At 59.8% G+C, this 19187-nt stretch carries 16 protein-coding genes; 11 read left to right on the top strand and 5 right to left on the bottom strand.

Annotated elements, in window-relative coordinates; translation table 11 throughout:
- Positions 1-13: 13 nt before the first annotated feature.
- The 5 genes from MHY13_RS05830 to MHY13_RS05810 form a co-directional block, all read right to left on the bottom strand.
- Complete coding sequence (locus tag MHY13_RS05830) at positions 14-673, bottom strand: FMN reductase (protein WP_239282293.1); 660 nt, start codon at positions 671-673, stop codon at positions 14-16.
- 2 nt (positions 674-675) lie between these two features.
- Complete coding sequence (locus tag MHY13_RS05825) at positions 676-1788, bottom strand: LLM class flavin-dependent oxidoreductase (protein WP_239282291.1); 1113 nt, start codon at positions 1786-1788, stop codon at positions 676-678.
- A 76-nt stretch (positions 1789-1864) separates the two neighbouring features.
- A complete protein-coding gene (locus MHY13_RS05820) occupies positions 1865-2587 on the bottom strand; it encodes a CBS domain-containing protein (RefSeq protein ID WP_239282289.1) in 723 nt (240 codons plus the stop codon).
- Positions 2588-2730: 143 nt separating this feature from the next.
- Positions 2731-4317 (bottom strand): inorganic phosphate transporter, encoded by a 1587-nt coding sequence (locus MHY13_RS05815; protein WP_239282338.1) that lies wholly within the window; start codon positions 4315-4317, stop codon positions 2731-2733.
- A gap of 240 nt (positions 4318-4557) precedes the next feature.
- Positions 4558-5436 (bottom strand): neutral zinc metallopeptidase, encoded by an 879-nt coding sequence (locus tag MHY13_RS05810; protein ID WP_005328496.1) that lies wholly within the window; start codon positions 5434-5436, stop codon positions 4558-4560.
- 244 nt (positions 5437-5680) lie between these two features.
- Here MHY13_RS05810 and aspS point away from each other — a divergent pair, with 244 nt between their 5' ends.
- The 11 genes from aspS (at position 5681) to aroB (ending at position 19186) form a co-directional block, all read left to right on the top strand.
- Entirely contained in the window at positions 5681-7513 is a 1833-nt protein-coding gene (gene aspS, locus MHY13_RS05805; protein WP_005324953.1) for an aspartate--tRNA ligase, read from the top strand.
- 123 nt (positions 7514-7636) lie between these two features.
- A complete protein-coding gene (locus MHY13_RS05800) occupies positions 7637-8851 on the top strand; it encodes a phosphotransferase (protein WP_239282287.1) in 1215 nt (404 codons plus the stop codon).
- Between the two features lie 43 nt (positions 8852-8894).
- Positions 8895-10286: a replication-associated recombination protein A gene (locus tag MHY13_RS05795; protein WP_239282285.1), complete on the top strand. Its 1392-nt coding sequence runs from the start codon at positions 8895-8897 to the stop codon at positions 10284-10286.
- A 101-nt stretch (positions 10287-10387) separates the two neighbouring features.
- Positions 10388-13072 carry an alanine--tRNA ligase gene (gene alaS, locus MHY13_RS05790; protein WP_239282283.1) on the top strand — a complete coding sequence of 895 codons (2685 nt, stop codon included), beginning with the start codon at positions 10388-10390 and terminating at the stop codon, positions 13070-13072.
- Between the two features lie 10 nt (positions 13073-13082).
- On the top strand, positions 13083-13634 hold the full coding sequence (gene ruvX / locus MHY13_RS05785) for a Holliday junction resolvase RuvX (protein WP_204608884.1): 552 nt from the start codon (positions 13083-13085) through the stop codon (positions 13632-13634).
- A gap of 38 nt (positions 13635-13672) precedes the next feature.
- The gene (gene mltG / locus MHY13_RS05780) at positions 13673-14866 is read left to right on the top strand and encodes an endolytic transglycosylase MltG (protein ID WP_204611433.1); all 1194 of its coding nucleotides are present in this window, start codon (positions 13673-13675) and stop codon (positions 14864-14866) included.
- A 31-nt stretch (positions 14867-14897) separates the two neighbouring features.
- A complete protein-coding gene (locus tag MHY13_RS05775; RefSeq protein WP_239282281.1) occupies positions 14898-15725 on the top strand; it encodes a shikimate dehydrogenase in 828 nt (275 codons plus the stop codon).
- 91 nt (positions 15726-15816) lie between these two features.
- Positions 15817-16230, top strand: a complete 414-nt coding sequence (locus tag MHY13_RS05770; protein WP_239228844.1) for an A24 family peptidase — start codon at positions 15817-15819, stop codon at positions 16228-16230.
- A 68-nt stretch (positions 16231-16298) separates the two neighbouring features.
- Positions 16299-17510, top strand: a complete 1212-nt coding sequence (aroC, locus tag MHY13_RS05765) for a chorismate synthase (protein ID WP_204608899.1) — start codon at positions 16299-16301, stop codon at positions 17508-17510.
- A 3-nt stretch (positions 17511-17513) separates the two neighbouring features.
- Positions 17514-18050: a shikimate kinase gene (locus tag MHY13_RS05760; protein ID WP_204608902.1), complete on the top strand. Its 537-nt coding sequence runs from the start codon at positions 17514-17516 to the stop codon at positions 18048-18050.
- Positions 18051-18115: 65 nt separating this feature from the next.
- Positions 18116-19186 carry a 3-dehydroquinate synthase gene (gene aroB, locus MHY13_RS05755; protein ID WP_239282279.1) on the top strand — a complete coding sequence of 357 codons (1071 nt, stop codon included), beginning with the start codon at positions 18116-18118 and terminating at the stop codon, positions 19184-19186.
- The last annotated feature ends 1 nt before the right edge of the window (position 19187 follow it).

The following is a 19187-nucleotide window of genomic DNA, read 5'->3' as shown; positions in this document are numbered from 1 at the left end:
CTCGCGTTGTGGCTTATTTGCCGTACCCATTCAGGAGCTTGTCGAGGGGGATGAAGTTCTCCTTTGCTAGCCGTACGGTGGAGCGGCCTCCCAACCCAGTGAGATCGCCGGCAATTCCTGGTACCCGGTCCCGCGGGGTAACGATCTGGTCAGCCAGCTGGATGGCAGAGCGCTCAATGCGGGAGGCAATGCGCTCTCCCTCCGGAGTGCCTAGGTCTTCTGCGGCTTGAAATACGCCCGTTGGCACGATGTTTGCGTGCAGTTGGTTAAATAGCGGGCGGAGCGCGTAGTCCAAAATGAGGGCGTGACGCGAAGAACCGGCCGTCGCTGCGATGATGGTGGGTAAGTTGTCGAGGGCATGGGGTTCCAAGGTGTCAAAGAACATCTTGAAAAGGCCCGAATAGCTGCCTTGGAATACAGGGGTGACGGCGATGAGTCCATCGGCATCGGCAACTTGCTGCTTGACTCTAGCCAAAAGGGGTGTTTGCGCAGTCTGATCGGTCATGGCGGTAGCGAGTTCGAAAGCGAGATCGCGGACCTCGATGACATCGATTTCGGCTCCTTCACCGCGCGCGGAGATTTTGGCGCGGGTGGCTTCTGCGAGCATGTCCGCCAACCTGCGAGAGGAAGACGGCTGCGAAAGGCCAGCTGAGACAACGAGGAGGGAGCGCATAACTAGTTTTCCTTTCCTGGGCTGACCTGAAGGTGCGAAGGATTCGGCTCAGAGAGCAAGCTTGCGTGCGTCGGCGGGTCAGAAGGCACGTGGCTCGGACGGCGCTGCTCAAAGCGGCGTCGCAGCTCGGGTACAACCTGCGTGCCCAGGATTTCTATCTGTTGGAGAACTACTTCTTGTGGAAGTCCCGCGTGATCGATGAGGAATAGCTGGCGCTGGTAGTCACCGGCCCATTCTGCAAAGCTGAGGGTCTTTTCGATTACCTGTTCCACGGTGCCGACCGTCAAAGGAGTCTGCGCCGTGAAATCCTCGAGGCTTGGCCCGTGGCCATAGACTGGGGCGTTGTCGAAGTAGGGGCGGAAGAAGTCTTTAGCTTCTTGTTCGGTTTCGCCAATGAAGACTTGGCCGCCAAGTCCGACGATTGCTTGGTCCGCTTGACCATGGCCATAGCTTGCAAAGCGACGGCGGTAGAGGTCCACCAACTGAGCGGTGTGTTCCTTATTCCAGAAAATATTGTTGTGGAAGAAGCCATCGCCGTAGTACGCGGCTTGTTCAGCTATTTGCGGCGAACGAATGGAGCCGTGCCAGACAAAGGGCGGAATTCCATCCAGCGGTGCCGGAGTAGCGGTAAACCCTTCCAAACCCGCACGGAACTTTCCTTGCCAGTTAACAACCGGCTCGCGCCACAGCCTGCGCAGCAAGTGGTAGTTCTCAATAGCCAAAGGAATGCCCTGCTGGATGTCTTTGCCAAACCAGGGATAGACCGGGCCAGTATTTCCGCGTCCGAGCATGAGGTCTACGCGGCCTTCAGCAAGGTGCTGCAAAAATGCATAGTCCTCGGCGATCTTTACCGGGTCATTAGTAGTGATGAGCGTGGTTGCAGTAGATAGCTGCAAGCGCTCCGTCTGCGCGGCGATATACGCCAAGTGTGTTGTAGGAGAGGACGGAACGAAGGGCGGGTTGTGGTGCTCGCCGGTAGCAAAGACATCAAGGCCAACCTCTTCGGCTTTAAGCGCAATTTCCGTTAGGTTGCGGATGCGCTCAGCCTCAGTGGGGGTCTTTCCTGAGATGGGGTCAGTGGTCAAATCCCCAATACTGAAGATGCCGAATTGCATGGTTGCCTTTCTATGCGGTGCACAGGAGTACAGATAGACGCAGTGTCGACTGCGGGAGAAGCCGACTGCGGGAGAATTATTCCCATTCTAGGGCATCAAAAAGCGCCGGTAGATCGGCCGGCGCAACTAGTCGCAGGGGTTTCTCAGTGACCTTGCCGTGTTCCGTGATGACCGCGGCGCATGGGTGATGTCCTTGGTTGTCGGTTTCTGAAAGGGCGTCCACCGTTTCCTGCACGCTTACTGTGCGGGCAAGAAAGATAGCGCGATCACCGGGTTCTTGATATTCGACAATGTCCGCGATGTCCGCGGCATCGAGCACGTGATTATCGCTGAGGTCTCTGGCTACCCATCGAGCGATAGTGTTGGTGGTTAGCAAAGCGGTGAAGCCGCCCTCATCGTAGATGGGGATTTGGGAGAAGTCCTTATCCTTTATGACGTTAAATGCCTCCATGATTGATGTGGCAGATGTCAAGGTAAATACCTTTTGTGGCTGCAAAACGTGGAGTGCGTCGGGTGGGGAAACCACTATGTCCCGGAGGGCGGAGATTTGCTTGACCACTGCTTCGTGCGGTTCAGCGATGGGCTCTGATTTGTAGTAACGCCCGTGGGCAATGGCATTGCGAAGGTTAGAAAAATCTTTCAGTGCCTCGGCTTGCTTGCCAGAAAGCATGTGTTTGTCTCGTGCCTTGTCTACTATCCGCCAAAAGGAATCTGAGTTCTCAGCGTTGAGAGCCGAGCGCAAGTGTTGTTCTATGTCGTTGAATGCGGCCAGGAATGCAGTAGCTCGGTGCGCGGTCATATGGGTCAGTGTAGAGAAGGGGGCGTCGCCAAGCAGGGTGTTAGTCCAAGCCACCCAATGGAAAGTCCGCTAACCCCGGCTCGATGGCCGGTGGGGCTAGCGGATGCAATGGGGTGCCGAGGATATGCGGCGCTGAGCTAGCCCTAGAAGACTACGCGCAGCACAGACACGGTAATGGCAGCGATGACTGCCGCGGCGGGCAGGGTGATGACCCACGCCAAAGCGATAGGCTTCATCAGGTTCCAATTAGCTGCCTTGTTGACAATGCCTACGCCCAGCACGGCGCCGATGAGGATGTGGGTGGAAGAAACCGGCAGGCCGAGGATCGATGAACCCATCACCACAGCGGCGGCGGCAAGCTCAGCAGCGAAGCCGGAGGACGGGTGCATTTGGGTAAGACCTGAGCCCACGGTCTGAATCACGAAGCGGCCGATGAACCACAGGCCAGAAATCAGGGCGATGCCCATGGCAATCATGACGGCAACGGGCACGGCAGCTTCATCGCTTACTTGGCCCCTCTTGAGGACGTCAATCACCGCAGCGAAAGGGCCAATAGCATTGGCGATGTCGTTGGAACCGTGGGAGAAGGCGAAGGCGGAAGCGGTAAATACCTGCATCCAAGAAAAGAGAAGGAAGGTGGACTTAGCCAGCGACTTCTTCTTCAGGGAGCGGGCGAAAATGAAGACGGCCATCCACACCACTGCGCCAACCATGCCCATGACCAACAGGTTCTGAAGGACGCTGAAATCGAGTCCGGTGTGCTTCAGTCCCTTGAACATCACCATGGCGGAAATGATGATGGCACCGATGGCGGCTAGTACCGGTACCCAGCTTTCCAGGGCGCGGTGAGCCTTGACATCATCCATGTCCTTGTTGAGGTTATACAGATCGCGGTAATACTCAGATTCCAGCTGCTCCGGATCGAAGTCTTCTTCTGCCACCAAGGCGGCGTCTCGGGCCATGGCGTTGGTGTAGCTGATTTGCTGGATTTCATTGAGGCGAGCAAAGCGAGTCTTGTGCTCTTGGCGCAGTTCCGCGCGGCGGGTCTTGATTTCGCGCAGCTTTTGGTCCGCTTCCTCGTTGTAGACCAAGATGGAGGTCTTAATCCATTTGAAGAGGATGAAAGCGGCGAGACCGCCGAGGACAGGGGAGAGCACCCACGAGATGGCAATGGTGCCAATCCCGCTCCACTGCACCATGCCCCAGCCGCCCTTGCCGGTGATGAACCCGACCGTGAGTGCGGCGCCGACGATGCCGCCGACGATGGAGTGGGTGGTAGACACTGGCCAACCCATACGGGTGGCAACAAGAAGCCAGATGGCCGCACCCAGAAGGGAAGCCATCATGATGTAGACGAACTCCATGGGGTCTAGGCCATCAATGGCGTCAAGGTCGACAATGCCAGAACGCACGGTATCGGTAACCTCGCCGCCGGCGAGGATGGCACCGGACACCTCGAAGATGGCGGCGACAACGAGGGCCTGCTTCATGGACAGCGTTCCGGCACCTACGGAGGTACCGAAAGAATTGGCAACGTCATTGCCGCCAATATTGAAGGCCATGAAAAGGGCGAAGAGAATGGCGGTGCCAAGGAGAATGGGCTTAGAGCCATCGACGTAGTCGTAGCCCCAGATCATAAAACCGATGAGGGTAACGGCTGTGACGCCGCCAAAGATGGCGTGCCAAATCCAGTCGTTGCCCTTGCCATTGACGGCCTCAATGTCCGTCATCTGGGTGGTAGGGGTAGACACAGGAAAAACCTTTCAGGAAAGCGTGCACGAGGGGTATGGCCGCGCTTGTCAGCGTGGTTAAGGGGATTCTCAAAGGAAATTCTTATGTAGAGAATGCACGCTCAGACTAAAGGCCCTAGGTGTCGGGAAAGTGAACTCAAGATGTGGAGTTTGTAGAAGCAATGTGGCTATTTGCGAACATAATGGCCGCCGCTTTACGCGACGGCCACGTTGTGAGTATTAGCCGCGGTAGGCGCCGCGCTCCAGGGTGTCGCACTGGGACATCTTGCCAGAGTTATATCCGGCAAGGAATGCCTTCTCACGCTGCTCGGAGGAACCGTGCGTCCAGGAGTCGGGCTGGACCTGGCCGCCGGATCGGCGCTGGATATTGTCATCGCCCACCGCCTGGGCAGCCGCGACAGCGTCTGAGACCTGTTCCTTAGTAATCGGCTCGAGCAAGGGGTTATCGCCCTTGTCGGCGTAGGAAGCCCACAGGCCTGCGTAGCAGTCAGCCTGGAGCTCGATCTTCACCGCGTTGGAATCGGCGCCTGGGTCGTCATAGTCCGACAGGCCGAGGGTGCCCTCAAGGTTTTGAATGTGGTGGCCGAACTCGTGCGCCACGATGTACATGCGGGCCAAAGGAGCATTTTCCGCGCCGAAGTTGCGCAGGGAATCAAAGAACGCGGTGTCGAAATAAGCGGACTCATCGCGTGGGCAGTAGAAGGGGCCGGTAGAAGAAGAGGCCGCGCCGCAACCGGTATTAACGCCGCCGTGGAAGACCACGCGCTCCGGCTCGGTGTATTGGATATCGGCCTGTTCCGGCAAGACCTTGGACCAGACGTTATCCACGCTGCGCCCGGTGAACTCAACGAGGCATTCATCCTTGGTGTTGCCATCTTCTGCAGTTTCGCATTCGGGGCTTTCGCCTTGTGCAGCGCCGTCGGATTGGGTCTGCTCGCTGCCCAGGATTGAACCCAAGTCTGAGGGATTGCCGCCCAGAAGGAGGAAGAGGCCTACTAGAACAATCGAGCCGACGCCACCGCCAATGGCGATACCACCGCCGCCACCACCCGAACGCGCTTCTTTGCCGCCGAAATCGGCACCTGATCTAAAAGTCATGCCTAAATAGTGCCACATGGTCGCCTCATACACTGGATGGAGATTGTTGCAAAGAGGCCGAAGGAGGGAAACGGTGGCTCTTCTGCGGCCTTCGGGGTTAGCTTGCGTCCACCTAACTGCGCTCCGCGTACCGGTAGGGATGTAGAATTGTGCGCGTTCCTAGTCTTGTGCTTGGTTTGGCGCGCGCTGTTTACGCGTGGCGGGACCCGCAAGTGACACAATTTTCAGAAGGGATTGAACAACAGTGCTGCGTACCCACTTAGCAGGTGAGCTCCGCAAAGAACTCGCAGGAGAGACCGTCACCCTAACCGGTTGGGTTTCCCGCCGCCGCGATCACGGTGGTGTGATCTTCATTGACCTGCGCGATCGCTCCGGCATCGCCCAGGTTGTCTTCCGTGAATCTGACGTGGCGGAGCGCGCCCATGACCTGCGTTCCGAATATTGCGTTAAGGTCACCGGTACCGTGGAGCCTCGCCCAGAAGGCTCAGAAAACCCCAACCTGCCGTCCGGTGAAATTGAGGTCAATGTCGCGGATCTTGAGGTTTTGAATAAGTCCGCAGCGCTGCCGTTCCAAATTGATGATCCTTCCACCTCTGGTGAGGTAGGCGAGGAGACTCGCCTGAAGTACCGCTACCTGGACCTGCGCCGCGAGCGCCAGGCACAGGCGCTGCGCCTGCGTTCTGCAGCCAACCGCGCGGCCCGCAAGGTGCTGGATTCGCATGACTTTGCTGAGATCGAGACTCCAACCCTGACCCGGTCCACCCCGGAGGGTGCGCGCGACTTCCTGGTTCCAGCACGCTTGAAGCCAGGCACCTGGTATGCACTGCCGCAGTCCCCGCAGCTTTTCAAGCAGCTGCTCATGGTCTCCGGCATGGAGCGCTACTACCAGATCGCGCGTTGCTACCGCGATGAAGACTTCCGCGCTGACCGCCAGCCGGAGTTTACCCAGCTGGACGTGGAGATGTCCTTTGTAGACCAGGACGATGTCATCGCCTTGGCGGAAGAGATCGTCACCGAGCTGTGGAAGCTCATCGGCTACGAGATCAAGACTCCGATCCCGCGCATGACCTACGCCGATGCGATGAAGTACTACGGTTCCGATAAGCCGGACCTGCGCTTTGACATCAAGATTGTAGAGTGCACCGAGTTCTTCAAGGACACCACTTTCCGCGTCTTCCAGAACGAATACGTCGGCGCCGTGGTCATGGAAGGCGGTGCCTCCCAGCCACGCCGTCAGTTTGATGCTTGGCAGGATTGGGCTAAGCAGCGTGGCGCCAAGGGTCTGGCCTACATCACCGTGGGCGAGGACGGCACCTTGGGCGGTCCGGTAGCTAAGAACATTACCGACGCCGAGCGCGAGGGCATTGCAGAGCACGTCGGCGCTAAGCCGGGCGACGCCATCTTCTTTGCCGCCGGTGACACCAAGTCTTCCCGTGCCCTGTTGGGCGCTGCACGTGGCGAGATTGCCAAGAAGCTGGACCTTATCAAGGAAGGCGACTGGGCCTTTACCTGGGTTGTAGACGCTCCGCTCTTTGAGCCTTCCGCTGATGCTACCGCTTCTGGTGACGTCGCTTTGGGCCACTCCAAGTGGACCGCGGTTCACCACGCCTTTACCTCCCCGAAGCCGGAGTACCTGGACAACTTTGACCAGAACCCGGGCGAGGCGCTGGCATACGCCTATGACATTGTCTGCAACGGCAACGAGATTGGCGGCGGCTCCATCCGTATCCACCAGCAGGACGTGCAGAAGCGCGTCTTCGACGTCATGGGAATCGGTGACGAGGAAGCCCAGGAGAAGTTCGGCTTCCTGCTCGATGCTTTCCAGTACGGCGCCCCACCACACGGCGGCATTGCCTTCGGCTGGGACCGCATCGTCTCCCTGCTGGGCGGCTTTGACTCCATCCGCGACGTTATTGCGTTCCCGAAGTCCGGTGGCGGCGTGGATCCGCTTACCGACGCCCCGGCGGCAATCCCTGCCGCACAGCGTAAGGAGACCGGCGTAGACTACAAGCCGGAAAAGAAGAAGGAACAGGACAAGGCCGGTTCCACTGCGGGTGAAACCGCTGAGGAGAAGTAAGCAGAAGGCTTAAACCTCAGCCTTTAAGGCGCACCGTGCGGGGCACATCGTAGTCCGCGGCAATTTCGCTGCGGGCGAACTTGTGACCCCGCTTTGGTGTGAGGGGGCATACTGGATAGAACTATGGTTGATAACGAAGCTGTGCTGTCACCCGAGGACGTCATCAAGGCCGCCTCGGAGATGCTGTCGCGCCGTTTTGGTGGCACCCCGGAGATGTCGAGCGTGGAGCGCTTGGACGGTTCCGGCAATGCAATGGTCCTGCGCGCCAGGATTGCCCCCGGAGCCTTCCTGCCGCACCGCTCGGTAGTCATTAAGTACAACCCGGTCACCGGCTATGGCGTCGACGATGCCGCGATGCTGCGCGAGGTGGTGGCTTATCAATTCACCACTGCGTTATCTGAGGACGTGCGCCCGGGACCCGTACTTCTGGCCCACGATCTGGAGCAGCGCATTATCGTGTTGACGGACTTGGGTGAGGGCGAAACGCTTGCCGACGTCCTTGTACAGTCCACCGATGATGACCGCGTGCGGGTGCTGCGCTCGCTGGGCAGTGCGTTGGGGCACATGCACGCTGGAACCGCGGGCCACGAGCAAGATTATGAAACCCTGCTCAATAGGATGCTGCGCAAGAATCCGGACTTGGCCCCGCACCAGTCCGTGCGCGATGAAGCGCTGGAGCGCTCCATTGGCATCGGCCTCGACTTGCTGGATAAAGCCGGGCTTGAAGCACCGGCGAGCTTCCGAGAGCTAGCGGGTCAAGCCGCACGCTCCCTGGCATCCGGCAAGGACCGGGCCTTTACTCCCTTCGACCTTTCACCGGATAACATCATTGTGTCCCAGCGCCTGCACTTCTTGGACTATGAATGGGCAGGATTCCGCAATGTTGGCTTCGACGTAGCCTGCGTTATCGCCGGCTTCCCGCAGTTCCTCTTCTCCAAGCCGATTACGGACGAAGAGGCAGATATTTTCATCTCTGCTTGGTCTCGTGCCGTATCTGAGGTGTGGCCGCTATTTTCCAATGCGGAAGAAATCCACGGCCTTATCGTGGCCTCGCTCATTGGTTGGGCGCTATCGAGCGTGACCACGATGCACGCCGGCGGTATCGAAGGGCTGGTTGCCCTAGCCAGGGGTGAAGCCGAAGTGGTCCACGATCCGCAGCGCTCCATCTTGCGCCCTGCTAACCACGGTCCGTTCACGGAAGATGAATTGCTCGTGCGCCGCGACCTCTATGAAACCTTTGAGGCGCTATCCCGATATGCCGCGCGTTGCGATGGCCCCGCCTGCGCGCCCATCGCGGAATTTGGCAGCGCCATTGCGCGCCGCTTGGATGACGAATAGACAATCACGATGTGCCCGCACCCTTATAGGAGGTAGCTTTCCAGTGTCTCAAGACTCATTATTTGGCGGGCCCAGTCCGGACAACAGCGCACCGTCGCTGCCGGGGAAGAACCTTTTCGCCACCCACGCTGGGTCCCCACTGGCGGCGCGGATGCGTCCCCAAAACCTGGATGAGGTAGTAGGGCAAGACCACCTTCTGGCCCCCGGCAAGCCATTGCGCCGCCTCGTGGAAGGATCAGGAGAGGCCTCCGTCATTTTATACGGGCCACCGGGTACCGGAAAGACCACCATTGCCTCGCTCATCGCCAGCCAGATGGGGCAGAACTTCGTGGGCCTCTCCGCCCTCGATTCGGGCGTCAAGCAGGTCCGCGAGGTCATCACCCACGCCCGGCAAGAGCTCATTCACGGCCGGCGGACCGTGCTCTTTATTGATGAGGTGCACCGATTTTCCAAAACCCAGCAGGACGCGCTCCTCGCAGCCGTGGAAAACCGCACGGTACTGCTCGTTGCGGCAACGACGGAAAACCCTTCCTTCTCCGTCGTCGCACCGCTTTTGTCTCGCTCGCTGCTATTGCAGTTGCATTCGCTAAGCGATGATGACTTAAGGGGCGTCGCCAAGCGCGCGCTCGAAAGCGACCGTGGCCTGGGCGAGCGCAAGATTCGGATTACCGATGAAGCCTTGGACCAGTTGGTACTCCTCGCCGGTGGCGATGCGCGGCGCACGTTAACCTATCTCGAGGCCGCGGCCGAGGCGGTTGACGATGGCGGGGAAATTACCCCACAAACGGTCACGGATAACGTCAATAAGGCGGTGGTGCGCTACGACCGCGACGGCGACCAACACTATGACGTGGTTTCCGCGTTCATTAAGTCCATTCGCGGCTCCGATGTCGACGCTGCGCTGCATTATCTCGCCCGCATGGTGGAGGCCGGGGAGGACCCGCGCTTTATCGCCCGGCGGCTCATTGTGCACGCCTCCGAGGACATCGGTATGGCCGATCCCACCGCGCTCCAGGTGGCCGTGGCGGCGGCCGAGGCCGCTCAGCTCATTGGCATGCCAGAAGCCCGAATCCCGCTCGCGCAAGCCACCATTCACCTGGCCACCGCGCCCAAGTCTCCCTCGGTCATTTCTGCCATCACGCAGGCGCAAGCCGATGTAGCCGCCGGCAAGGTGGGCCACGTGCCACCGCATCTGCGCGATGGGCACTATGAGGGCGCCAAGCGGATGGGAAATGCCGTGGGCTATGTCTACCCCCACGATGATCCCCGCGGCGTTGTAGAGCAGCAGTACCTGCCCGATGAGCTGGAGGGTTCGGTTTACTATGAACCCACCGATCACGGGGCTGAGAAGCGTGTTTATGACTATATAGGCCGCTTGCGCAGCATTATTCGGGGCAAGCGTGGTCCAGGCAAAAACGCTCGCCGGCCGCGCTGATCCCCACCGATGGGAAATCGCTGTGCAGCGAAGGGTAGAGTTGGGCGGGTTAGAAACTTCTTGATAGAAGATGAAAGCTCAGACAGTTAGGATTGTTGCTCGTGAAGACTCATGAGATCCGGGAACGGTTTACCCAGCACTTCGTCAATTCTGGTCACGAGGCAGTACCAAGCGCCTCGCTGATCCTGGATGACCCTAACCTGCTTTTCGTTAATGCCGGCATGGTTCCGTTTAAGCCCTACTTCCTAGGCCAGCAGAACCCGCCCTTTGCCAAGGGCCTTGCCACTTCCATCCAAAAGTGCGTGCGCACCTTGGACATTGATGAGGTGGGCATTACCACCCGCCACAACACCTTCTTCCAGATGGCCGGAAACTTCTCCTTTGGTCAGTACTTCAAGGAAGGCGCCATTACCAACGCCTGGACCTTGCTTACCGGCTCCGTTGAGGAGGGCGGCTTTGGCCTAGACCCAGAGCGCTTGTGGGTTACGGTCTACCTCGATGATGATGAGGCCGCCGAAATTTGGCGCGACAAGATCGGAGTTCCAGAAGAGCGCATTCAGCGCCTCGGCATGGAGGACAACTACTGGTCCATGGGTATCCCTGGTCCCTGCGGCCCGTGCTCTGAGATTTATTATGACCGCGGTCCTGAGTACGGCAAGGACGGCGGCCCGATTGCCGATGACAACCGCTACATGGAGATCTGGAACTTGGTCTTCATGCAAAATGAGCGTGGCGAGGGCATTGGCAAGGGCAACTTTGAGATCGTCGGCGAGCTGCCCAAGAAGAACATCGATACCGGCCTGGGCATCGAGCGCGTGGCCTGCATTCTGCAGGACGTAGACAACGTCTATGAAACGGACCTGCTGCGCCCAGTTATTGACGTAGCTGAGGAGCTTACCGGCGCCACCTATGGTGACAAGGCCTCCCACGAGGACAATATCCGCTTCCGCGTGGTAGCTGACCACTCCCGTACCGGCATGATGCTCATCCTGGATGGCGTGACCCCGGGCAACGAGGGCCGCGGGTACATCCTGCGCCGTCTGCTGCGTCGCATTATCCGTTCCGCCAAGCTGCTGGGCGCTAAGGGCGCGACTATGGAGCGCTTCATGAATACGGTCATGGACACCATGACCCCGTCCTACCCGGAGATTGCAGACAACCGTGAGCGCATCCTGCGCGTTGCCGTGAATGAGGAAAAGGCCTTCCTGAAGACCCTCGAGTCCGGCACCCGCCTCTTCGATGATGCCGTCCAAGAGCTCAAGTCCACCTCCCGCGCGAAGACCGCAAAGGTCCTGCCGGGCGAGAAGGCCTTTGAGCTGCACGATACCTATGGTTTCCCCATCGACTTGACCTTGGAGATGGCCCAGGAGGCCGGCCTTGAGGTCGACATGGATGGCTTTAACGATGCCATGGGCGAGCAGCGCCGCCGCGCCAAGGCCGATAATCAGGCCAAGAAGCACGGCCACACTGACCTTTCCCTCTACCGCGACTGGGTGGACAATAACCCCACCGTCTTCACTGGCTTTGAGGAGCTTACTTCCGACGCCCGAGTGATCGGCCTCGTCCGCGGCGGCGAGAAGGTCGACCAGGTGCACGAGGGCGAGCAGGTTGAGGTCATCTTGGACCACACCCCGCTATACGCCGAAGCTGGCGGCCAGATGGCAGACCGCGGCCGCATCATGGCCGGCGAATCACTGCTGGAGGTCAACGACGTTCAAAAGATCGGTAAGAAGCTGTGGGTACACAAGGCTACGGTTACCGCCGGCGGTCTTGACTTGGGCATGTCCGTTGAGGCGGCCGTCGACGAGCAGTGGCGCCATGGTGCCACCCAGGCGCACTCCGCCACCCACCTCATTCACGCCGCACTGCGCCAGGTGCTTGGCCCCACCGCCGTGCAGGCCGGCTCCATGAACCGCCCGGGCTACCTGCGCTTTGACTTCAACTACACCGAGCAGCTCAGCCAGGCGCAGCTGGAGGAGATCGCTTTGATTACCAACCAGGCGATCGACTCCAACTTTGCCGTCAACACCATCGAGACCTCCCTGGAGGAGGCCAAGGCCATGGGCGCTATGGCACTATTCGGTGAGAACTACGGCAAGGAGGTCCGCGTAGTAGAAATCGGCGGACCGTTCTCCATCGAGCTCTGTGGCGGTACCCACGTTGGTTCCTCCTCCGAAATCGGCCCCGTGTCCGTTCTGGGTGAATCTTCTGTCGGCTCTGGTGCTCGCCGCATCGAGGCCTACTCCGGTTTGGATGCTTTCCGTTACTACTCCAAGGAGACCGCCTTGGTAGAAGGCGTCTCGCGCGAGCTCAAGGTGCAGACCGAGGATTTGCCGGAGCGCATCGCGCAGCTGTCTGAAAAGCTCAAGACAGCGGAGAAGGAAATTGAAACCCTTCGCAAGCAGCAACTGGCTGCGCGTGCCTCCGAGTTCGTCGGCGCCGCTAAGGATGTCAATGGCTTCAAGGTCATTGCGCTGACCTTGCCGGAAGGCACCACAGGTGGGGACCTGCGCACCGTTGCTACGGATCTGCGCAATCGCCTGCGCGAGGAAGAGGCCGTTATCGTCTTGGGCGCCGAGGACAAGGGCAAGTTCCCGTTCATCGCGGCAGCCACGGACAAGGCCGTTGGGCGCGGCGTGAAGTCCGGGGACATCGTCAAGCAGTTTGGCCAGTACGTCGACGGTCGTGGCGGCGGTAAGCCGGATATGGCTCAGGGCTCTGGTTCTACTGCGGCCGGTGCTGAGCGCGGCTTTGCAGCCGTCAAGGACATGCTCGAGTCCCTGTAGGAGTTCGACCGTGGCAAAAGTGGAACCAGATACCCCCGGAGTTGATGACCCGGGGCAGGGCCGCCGGCTCGCACTCGATGTCGGCACCGTGCGCATTGGCGTGGCAGTGTCCAATAGGGAAGCCACGCTTGCCACCCCAGTGGAGACCGTGCACCGGGAAACTGGGTTCAAGGACCGCGATAAGGGCGATATTGACCGCATCCTAGAACTCATTGATTCCTACGACGCAGTTGAGGTCATCGTAGGTCTGCCACGGGACCTGCAGGGAAATGGCTCAAAAAGCGTAAAACATGCTAAGGAAATTGCGTTTCGGATCCGCCGTCGGTTGAATCGAGATGCAAGTATAGATAAGGTTCCACCACCAGTACGTTTGGCTGATGAGCGTCTGACTACCGTGGCAGCAACCAGCGCGCTGCGCGCGTCCGGCGTGTCCGAGAAGAAGGGCCGTAAAGTCATCGACCAAGCAGCAGCGGTGGAGATATTGCAGACTTGGTTGGATGGGCGTGTGAGCGCGCTACGTTCCCATGATGCAATAGACCAGCCTTCAGACTCAGGAGACTAAAACACGTGAGCCGTAACCAAGAACGCCTCGGCCGATCGATGGAGCCGAAATACGTCAAGCGCCGCCAGCGCGGCATTGCCGTTGTCATTGCGTCGATCATCGTTATCCTTGGCGCCCTTATCTACATCGGATTCCGCCTCGGCAATACCTCCGCCGATTATGAAGGAACCGGCAACGGTACCACCCAGCTGGTGGAAGTGCCGGAAGGCTCGTCCATGTCCGAGCTCGGACCTGCATTGGTAGAGAAGAATGTGGTGAAGACGCAAGACGCTTTCGATTCTGCTGCGTCGATGAACCACAGCGCAAGCCAAATCCAGCCGGGCTTCTATCGACTGCAGGAAGAAATGAGCGCGGATGCAGCAGTCGAGGCACTGCTGGATGAGAATAACCGCGTGGACATGCTCGAGGTCCAAGGTGGCGCCACCTTGGAGGACGTCAAGGTTGTGGGCGGAGACGTTCGCTACGGCATTTACTCCCTGATTTCTGAGGTCAGCTGTAACGATGGCAACTGCCTGAAGAAGGAGGACCTGGAAAAGGTTGCGGCGGAAACCGACCCATCCGAGCTGGGCGCACCGGAGTGGGCCTTGGACGCTATCAACAAGCGCGGTAATGACCCCAAGCGCATTGAGGGCCTTATCGCCCCAGGCCAGTACGTCTTGGACCCCAATATGGAGGCCAAGGATATCCTCAAGGACCTCATCACCCGTTCCACCGAGCGCTACAACGAGACCAATATTGAGGAACGCGCCCAGGCTATCGGCTTGAGCCCTTATGAGCTACTCACCTCCGCTTCCTTGGTGGAGCGCGAGGCGCCGGCAGGCGAGTTCGACAAGGTTGCCCGCGTTATCCTCAACCGCTTGGACGAGCCAATGCGCCTGGAGTTTGACTCCACCGTGAACTACGGCTTGGAAGACGTAGAGCTGGCCACCACCGATGAGGCCCGTGAGGAGAAGACCCCGTGGAATACCTATGCGAAGGAGGGCCTACCGGATACCCCGATTGCTTCTCCTTCGGACGATGCAATCAAGGCCATGGAAGAGCCGGCCGAGGGCAACTGGAAGTTCTTCGTCACCGTGGACCAGGAGGGCACTACCGTCTTCTCCGATAGCTACGATGAGCACTTGGGCCGCGTCGATGACGCCATCCGCTCCGGCGTGCTTGACTCCAAGCGCGAAGGTGAGGGCGCTGGTTCCGGCAACGGCGACGCCGCTGCCGAGCAGCCCGCCCAGTAGAGTCGCGACAACCACAAAGAGGTAGAACACCATGCCACGTGCGGCGGTCCTTGGTAGCCCCATCAAGCACTCCTTGTCTCCGGTGCTTCACAATGCTGGCTACGAGGCCGCCGGACTGGCCGGTTGGGACTACACCCGCTGTGAAACATCGGCGGAGGGGCTGCCGGAATTGGTGGCGGCAAGCGACTCAGAGTTTGTTGGTTTCTCCGTGACCATGCCCGGCAAGTTTGCCGCCCTCCGCTTTGCGGACACCGTAAGTGACCGGGCCCAACTGATTGGCTCAGCAAATACCTTGGTGCGCAGGGCTGATGGTTGGTATGCGGACAATACCGATACCGAGGGCGTACGCGGCGCGCTCGCCGAACTCCTGGGGGATAGCCCAGTAGCTCATGCGCTGCTTATTGGTGCTGGGGGCACCGCTCGTCCCGCGTTGTGGGCGCTTTCCGAGCGCGGGGTGAAAAAGGTTACGGTCCTCAACCGTTCCGACCGTAGCGCCGAACTGTTGCCGCTCGCGCAGAACCTAGGGCTGGAACTTTCCTTTGTCAGTTTCGACGGGGACTTATCCGCGCTGGCTCGCGCCGTCGATGTCATTGTGTCCACGGTTCCAGCCGCGGCGGTGAAAGACTATGTCTTTGACCTCGCCCACGCACCGGTGCTGGACGTCATTTATGATCCCTGGACTACACCGCTGACCACGTGCGCGGCGGCCAATGGGTACAAGACCGTCGGCGGGCATGTCATGCTCGCGCACCAAGCATTTAGCCAGTTCGAGCAGTTTACCGGGGTGGCTGCGCCGCGGGAAGAGATGCTCAAAGCATTGCACCAAGAGCTGCAGCGGCGGTCGCAGACGACTAAGTAGAAGGGGACGTCGGCAAGCGCGGGCTGTAACCCCGCGCAGCAGGAGCTGCAGACTTCGCCATGTAGACATTGGCGCGCAGCGCTTCCTCACGGTGGGCCTTAGAGTGATCCCCGTGTTGATACTCGGGGGACTTATCTATTGTTTATGGGCAGCAGCCTTGTCTTGGTGGGATATTCGGCAGCGCCGATTGCCAGACTGGCTGACGCTTCCAGCTGCGGTGCTCTCGCTTGCCGTTGCCAATTGGAGTGGGCTGTGGTGGCCGGGGATGTACCTCGTGCTGGGGCTGGCCCGTGCAGGTGTGGGTGGAGGCGACATAAAACTCGCCTGGCCCCTAGGAATGCTGGTGGGACATGTGGCCGGGTTTATGGGCGTGGTAGCGGCAAGCGGCTGTGCGTCCCTTCTGACTTTGGTCTGGTCTGCGTGTGTCGGACAGAAGAAGAGCCCGCACGGCCCTGCAATGTTGCTAGCGGCAACGGTCGTAATCGCATGTGCACACCCTCTTTGAGGGGGTGGAAGAATATTTTGCGGGGCCAAGTTGGTACTGGATTGGCCAGGCCGTGCGATAATACCCGCATGCTTCGTTGGACTACTGCAGGTGAATCGCACGGCCAAGCTCTAATTTCAATGCTGGAGCACATGCCCGCTGGGGTCCCCATTACCCGCGCCGATATCTCTCATCAGCTTTCCCGGCGCCGCCTAGGCTATGGCCGCGGTGCCCGTATGAAGTTTGAGGCTGATGAGGTCACCGTGCTGGGTGGAGTCCGCCACGGGCTTACCTTGGGTAGTCCCATCGCCATCATGATTGGCAATACGGAGTGGCCCAAGTGGACCACCATCATGTCGGCCGATCCGCTGGATATGGACGATGAAGAAACCATCAAGGCGATGAACTCCGGCCGCGGTGCCGCCTTGACGAGGCCGCGCCCTGGGCACGCGGACTTTGCCGGAATGGTGAAGTACCGCCACAGTGAAGCACGCCCCATCCTCGAGCGGTCCTCTGCGCGTGAGACGGCGGCGCGAGTGGCCGCAGCTACCGTTGCGCGTAACTTCCTGCGCGAGACCTTGGACGTCGAGGTTCTTTCCCACGTGATTTCCATTGGCGCTTCCGAGCCTTATGAGGGGCCTGCGCCAGCGTTCGCGGACATTGAGGCTATCGATGCCTCGCCGGTCCGCGCCTGCGATAAGGCGGCTGAAGCCTCCATGATCGCGGAAATTGAGGCCGCAAAGAAGCAGGGCGATACCTTGGGCGGCATCGTTGAGGTTGTGGTCGATGGCCTGCCTATCGGCCTGGGCTCGCATATTTCCGGCGATGACCGCTTGGATGCCCAATTGGCCAGCGCGTTGATGGGTATCCAGGCTATCAAGGGCGTGGAAATTGGCGATGGTTTTGCCGAGGCCCGTCGTCGCGGTTCCGCTGCCCACGATGAGATGGTGCGAACCGAAGAAGGCGTATCCCGCCTTAGCAACCGTGCAGGCGGACTCGAAGGCGGCATGACGAACGGTCAGCAGCTGCGCGTGCGGGCGGCGATGAAGCCGATTTCTACCGTTCCGCGTGCCTTGCGCACTATTGATATGGAATCCGGCGCTGAAGCTACTGCCATTCACCAGCGCTCCGATGTGTGCGCGGTTCCGGCGGCGGGCGTCGTTGCAGAAGCAATGGTTGCCCTCGTTCTTGCGCGCGCCGTGCTAGAAAAATTCGGTGGCGATAGCCTCGAAGAAACCTCCGCGGCCATCGCCGCGTATGATAAATACGTTTCGGACCGCCTTGCTTTTGACCAGGAGTAAGTTATGACCACCCCAACCGCCGTTACGGGCCTGCCCCGTCCACGTGTTGTTTTGGTTGGCCCGCCAGGTGCGGGTAAATCCACCATTGGCCGCCGCCTTTCCCACGCCTTGAGCTGCGAACTGGTGGATTCGGATCACCTTATTGAGCAGGCTAAGAATAAGCCGTGCGGGGAAATCTTTAGCGAGCTGGGTGAACCAGACTTTCGCGTGCTTGAAGCCGAGCACGTTGCTGCGGCACTGCGCACTGGTGGAGTCGTTAGCCTCGGCGGCGGGGCAGTGCTGACGGACTCCACCCGCGGGCTGCTGGAGCGCCATACCGTCATCTTTTTGGATACTTCCCCTGAAGAAGGTGCACGGCGGACGTCTGGGGATAGCAATCGGCCGGTTCTCGCGGCCGCAGATCCCCTCGAGCACTACCGCAACCTCGTGGAGGCGCGTCGCCCGTATTACCAGGAGGTAGCCGATTATCGGGTGCGCACCGATGCCCGGACCCCACAGCAGGTGGTGGGCGATATCCTCGGCTTTCTCGATACCCTGTAGATTCCCCGCCGCGCTAGCACTAGTCTCTCGCCCCACTGGCTCGGCGTCGAACGGAAAGGACCACCATGCCCAGTATTGCCGTTAATGGACCACAGCCCTATGAAGTTCGCATTGGCGCTGATCTCAACCGGGACATCGCGCGGCGCTGTGCGCAGATTGGTGCAGGCCAGGCTGGCATTATCTACCAGCCGCCGCTGCGTGCCGCGGCCGAGCGCCTAGCGGAACTCATTGCCGCTGAGGGGGTGGAGCCTACGCTTATCGACGTCCCCGATGCCGAGGCCGCCAAGCAACTCAGCGTCATCGGTGGCGTATGGGATCAGCTGGGGGAAAAGGGCTTTAACCGCCGTGACGTCATTATCGGCCTCGGCGGCGGCGCCACCACCGATTTGGCTGGGTTCGCTGCGGCTGGGTGGATGCGCGGCATCAAGGTCATTCAGGCGCCTACCACGCTATTGGCCATGGTTGATGCGGCCGTCGGCGGCAAAACCGGTATCAATACCGCAGCCGGCAAGAACCTCGTTGGCGCCTTTCATGAGCCAGATTCTGTGTTTGTGGATCTCGAGCGCCTGGATACCCTGCCCGCGGCAGAGATCATTGCTGGCTCGGCAGAAATCATCAAAACCGGATTCATCCATGACCCGGTGATCCTTGAACGCTATGACAGTGACCCCGGCGCATGCGTGGCCCCGCAGGGCTTCCTTCCAGAACTTATTGCGCGCTCCATCGCGGTCAAGGCCGCGGTGGTGGGCGAGGACCTCAAAGAATCGGGCCTGCGGGAAACGCTCAACTACGGCCACACCTTTGGCCATGCGGTGGAGCGCCATGAACAGTATCAGTGGCGCCATGGCAACGCGGTGGCCGTGGGCATGATGTTCATCGCCCACCTGGCGCATGAGCGCGGCCTCATTGACGCAGAGCTGGTGGAAAAGCACCGCCGGATTCTTGACAGCATTGGGCTGCCGACCACGTATAGGCCGGGCCAGTTCAGGGACCTGTATGAGGCAATGACCCACGATAAGAAGAACCGCGACGGAATGATTCGCTTTGTAGCCTTGACTGGGGTGGGCGAGACCACCCGTCTCGAGGGGCCCAGCACGGAAGAGCTAGAGGCGGCCTACGCCGCGATTTCGGAGTAGA

The sequence above is a fragment of the Corynebacterium sp. ACRPE genome (assembly GCF_022347435.1).
Lineage (GTDB): Bacteria > Actinomycetota > Actinomycetes > Mycobacteriales > Mycobacteriaceae > Corynebacterium > Corynebacterium tuberculostearicum_D.
Note: the sequence above shows the minus strand (reverse complement) of the source record. Positions and strands in the feature narration are given on the sequence as shown.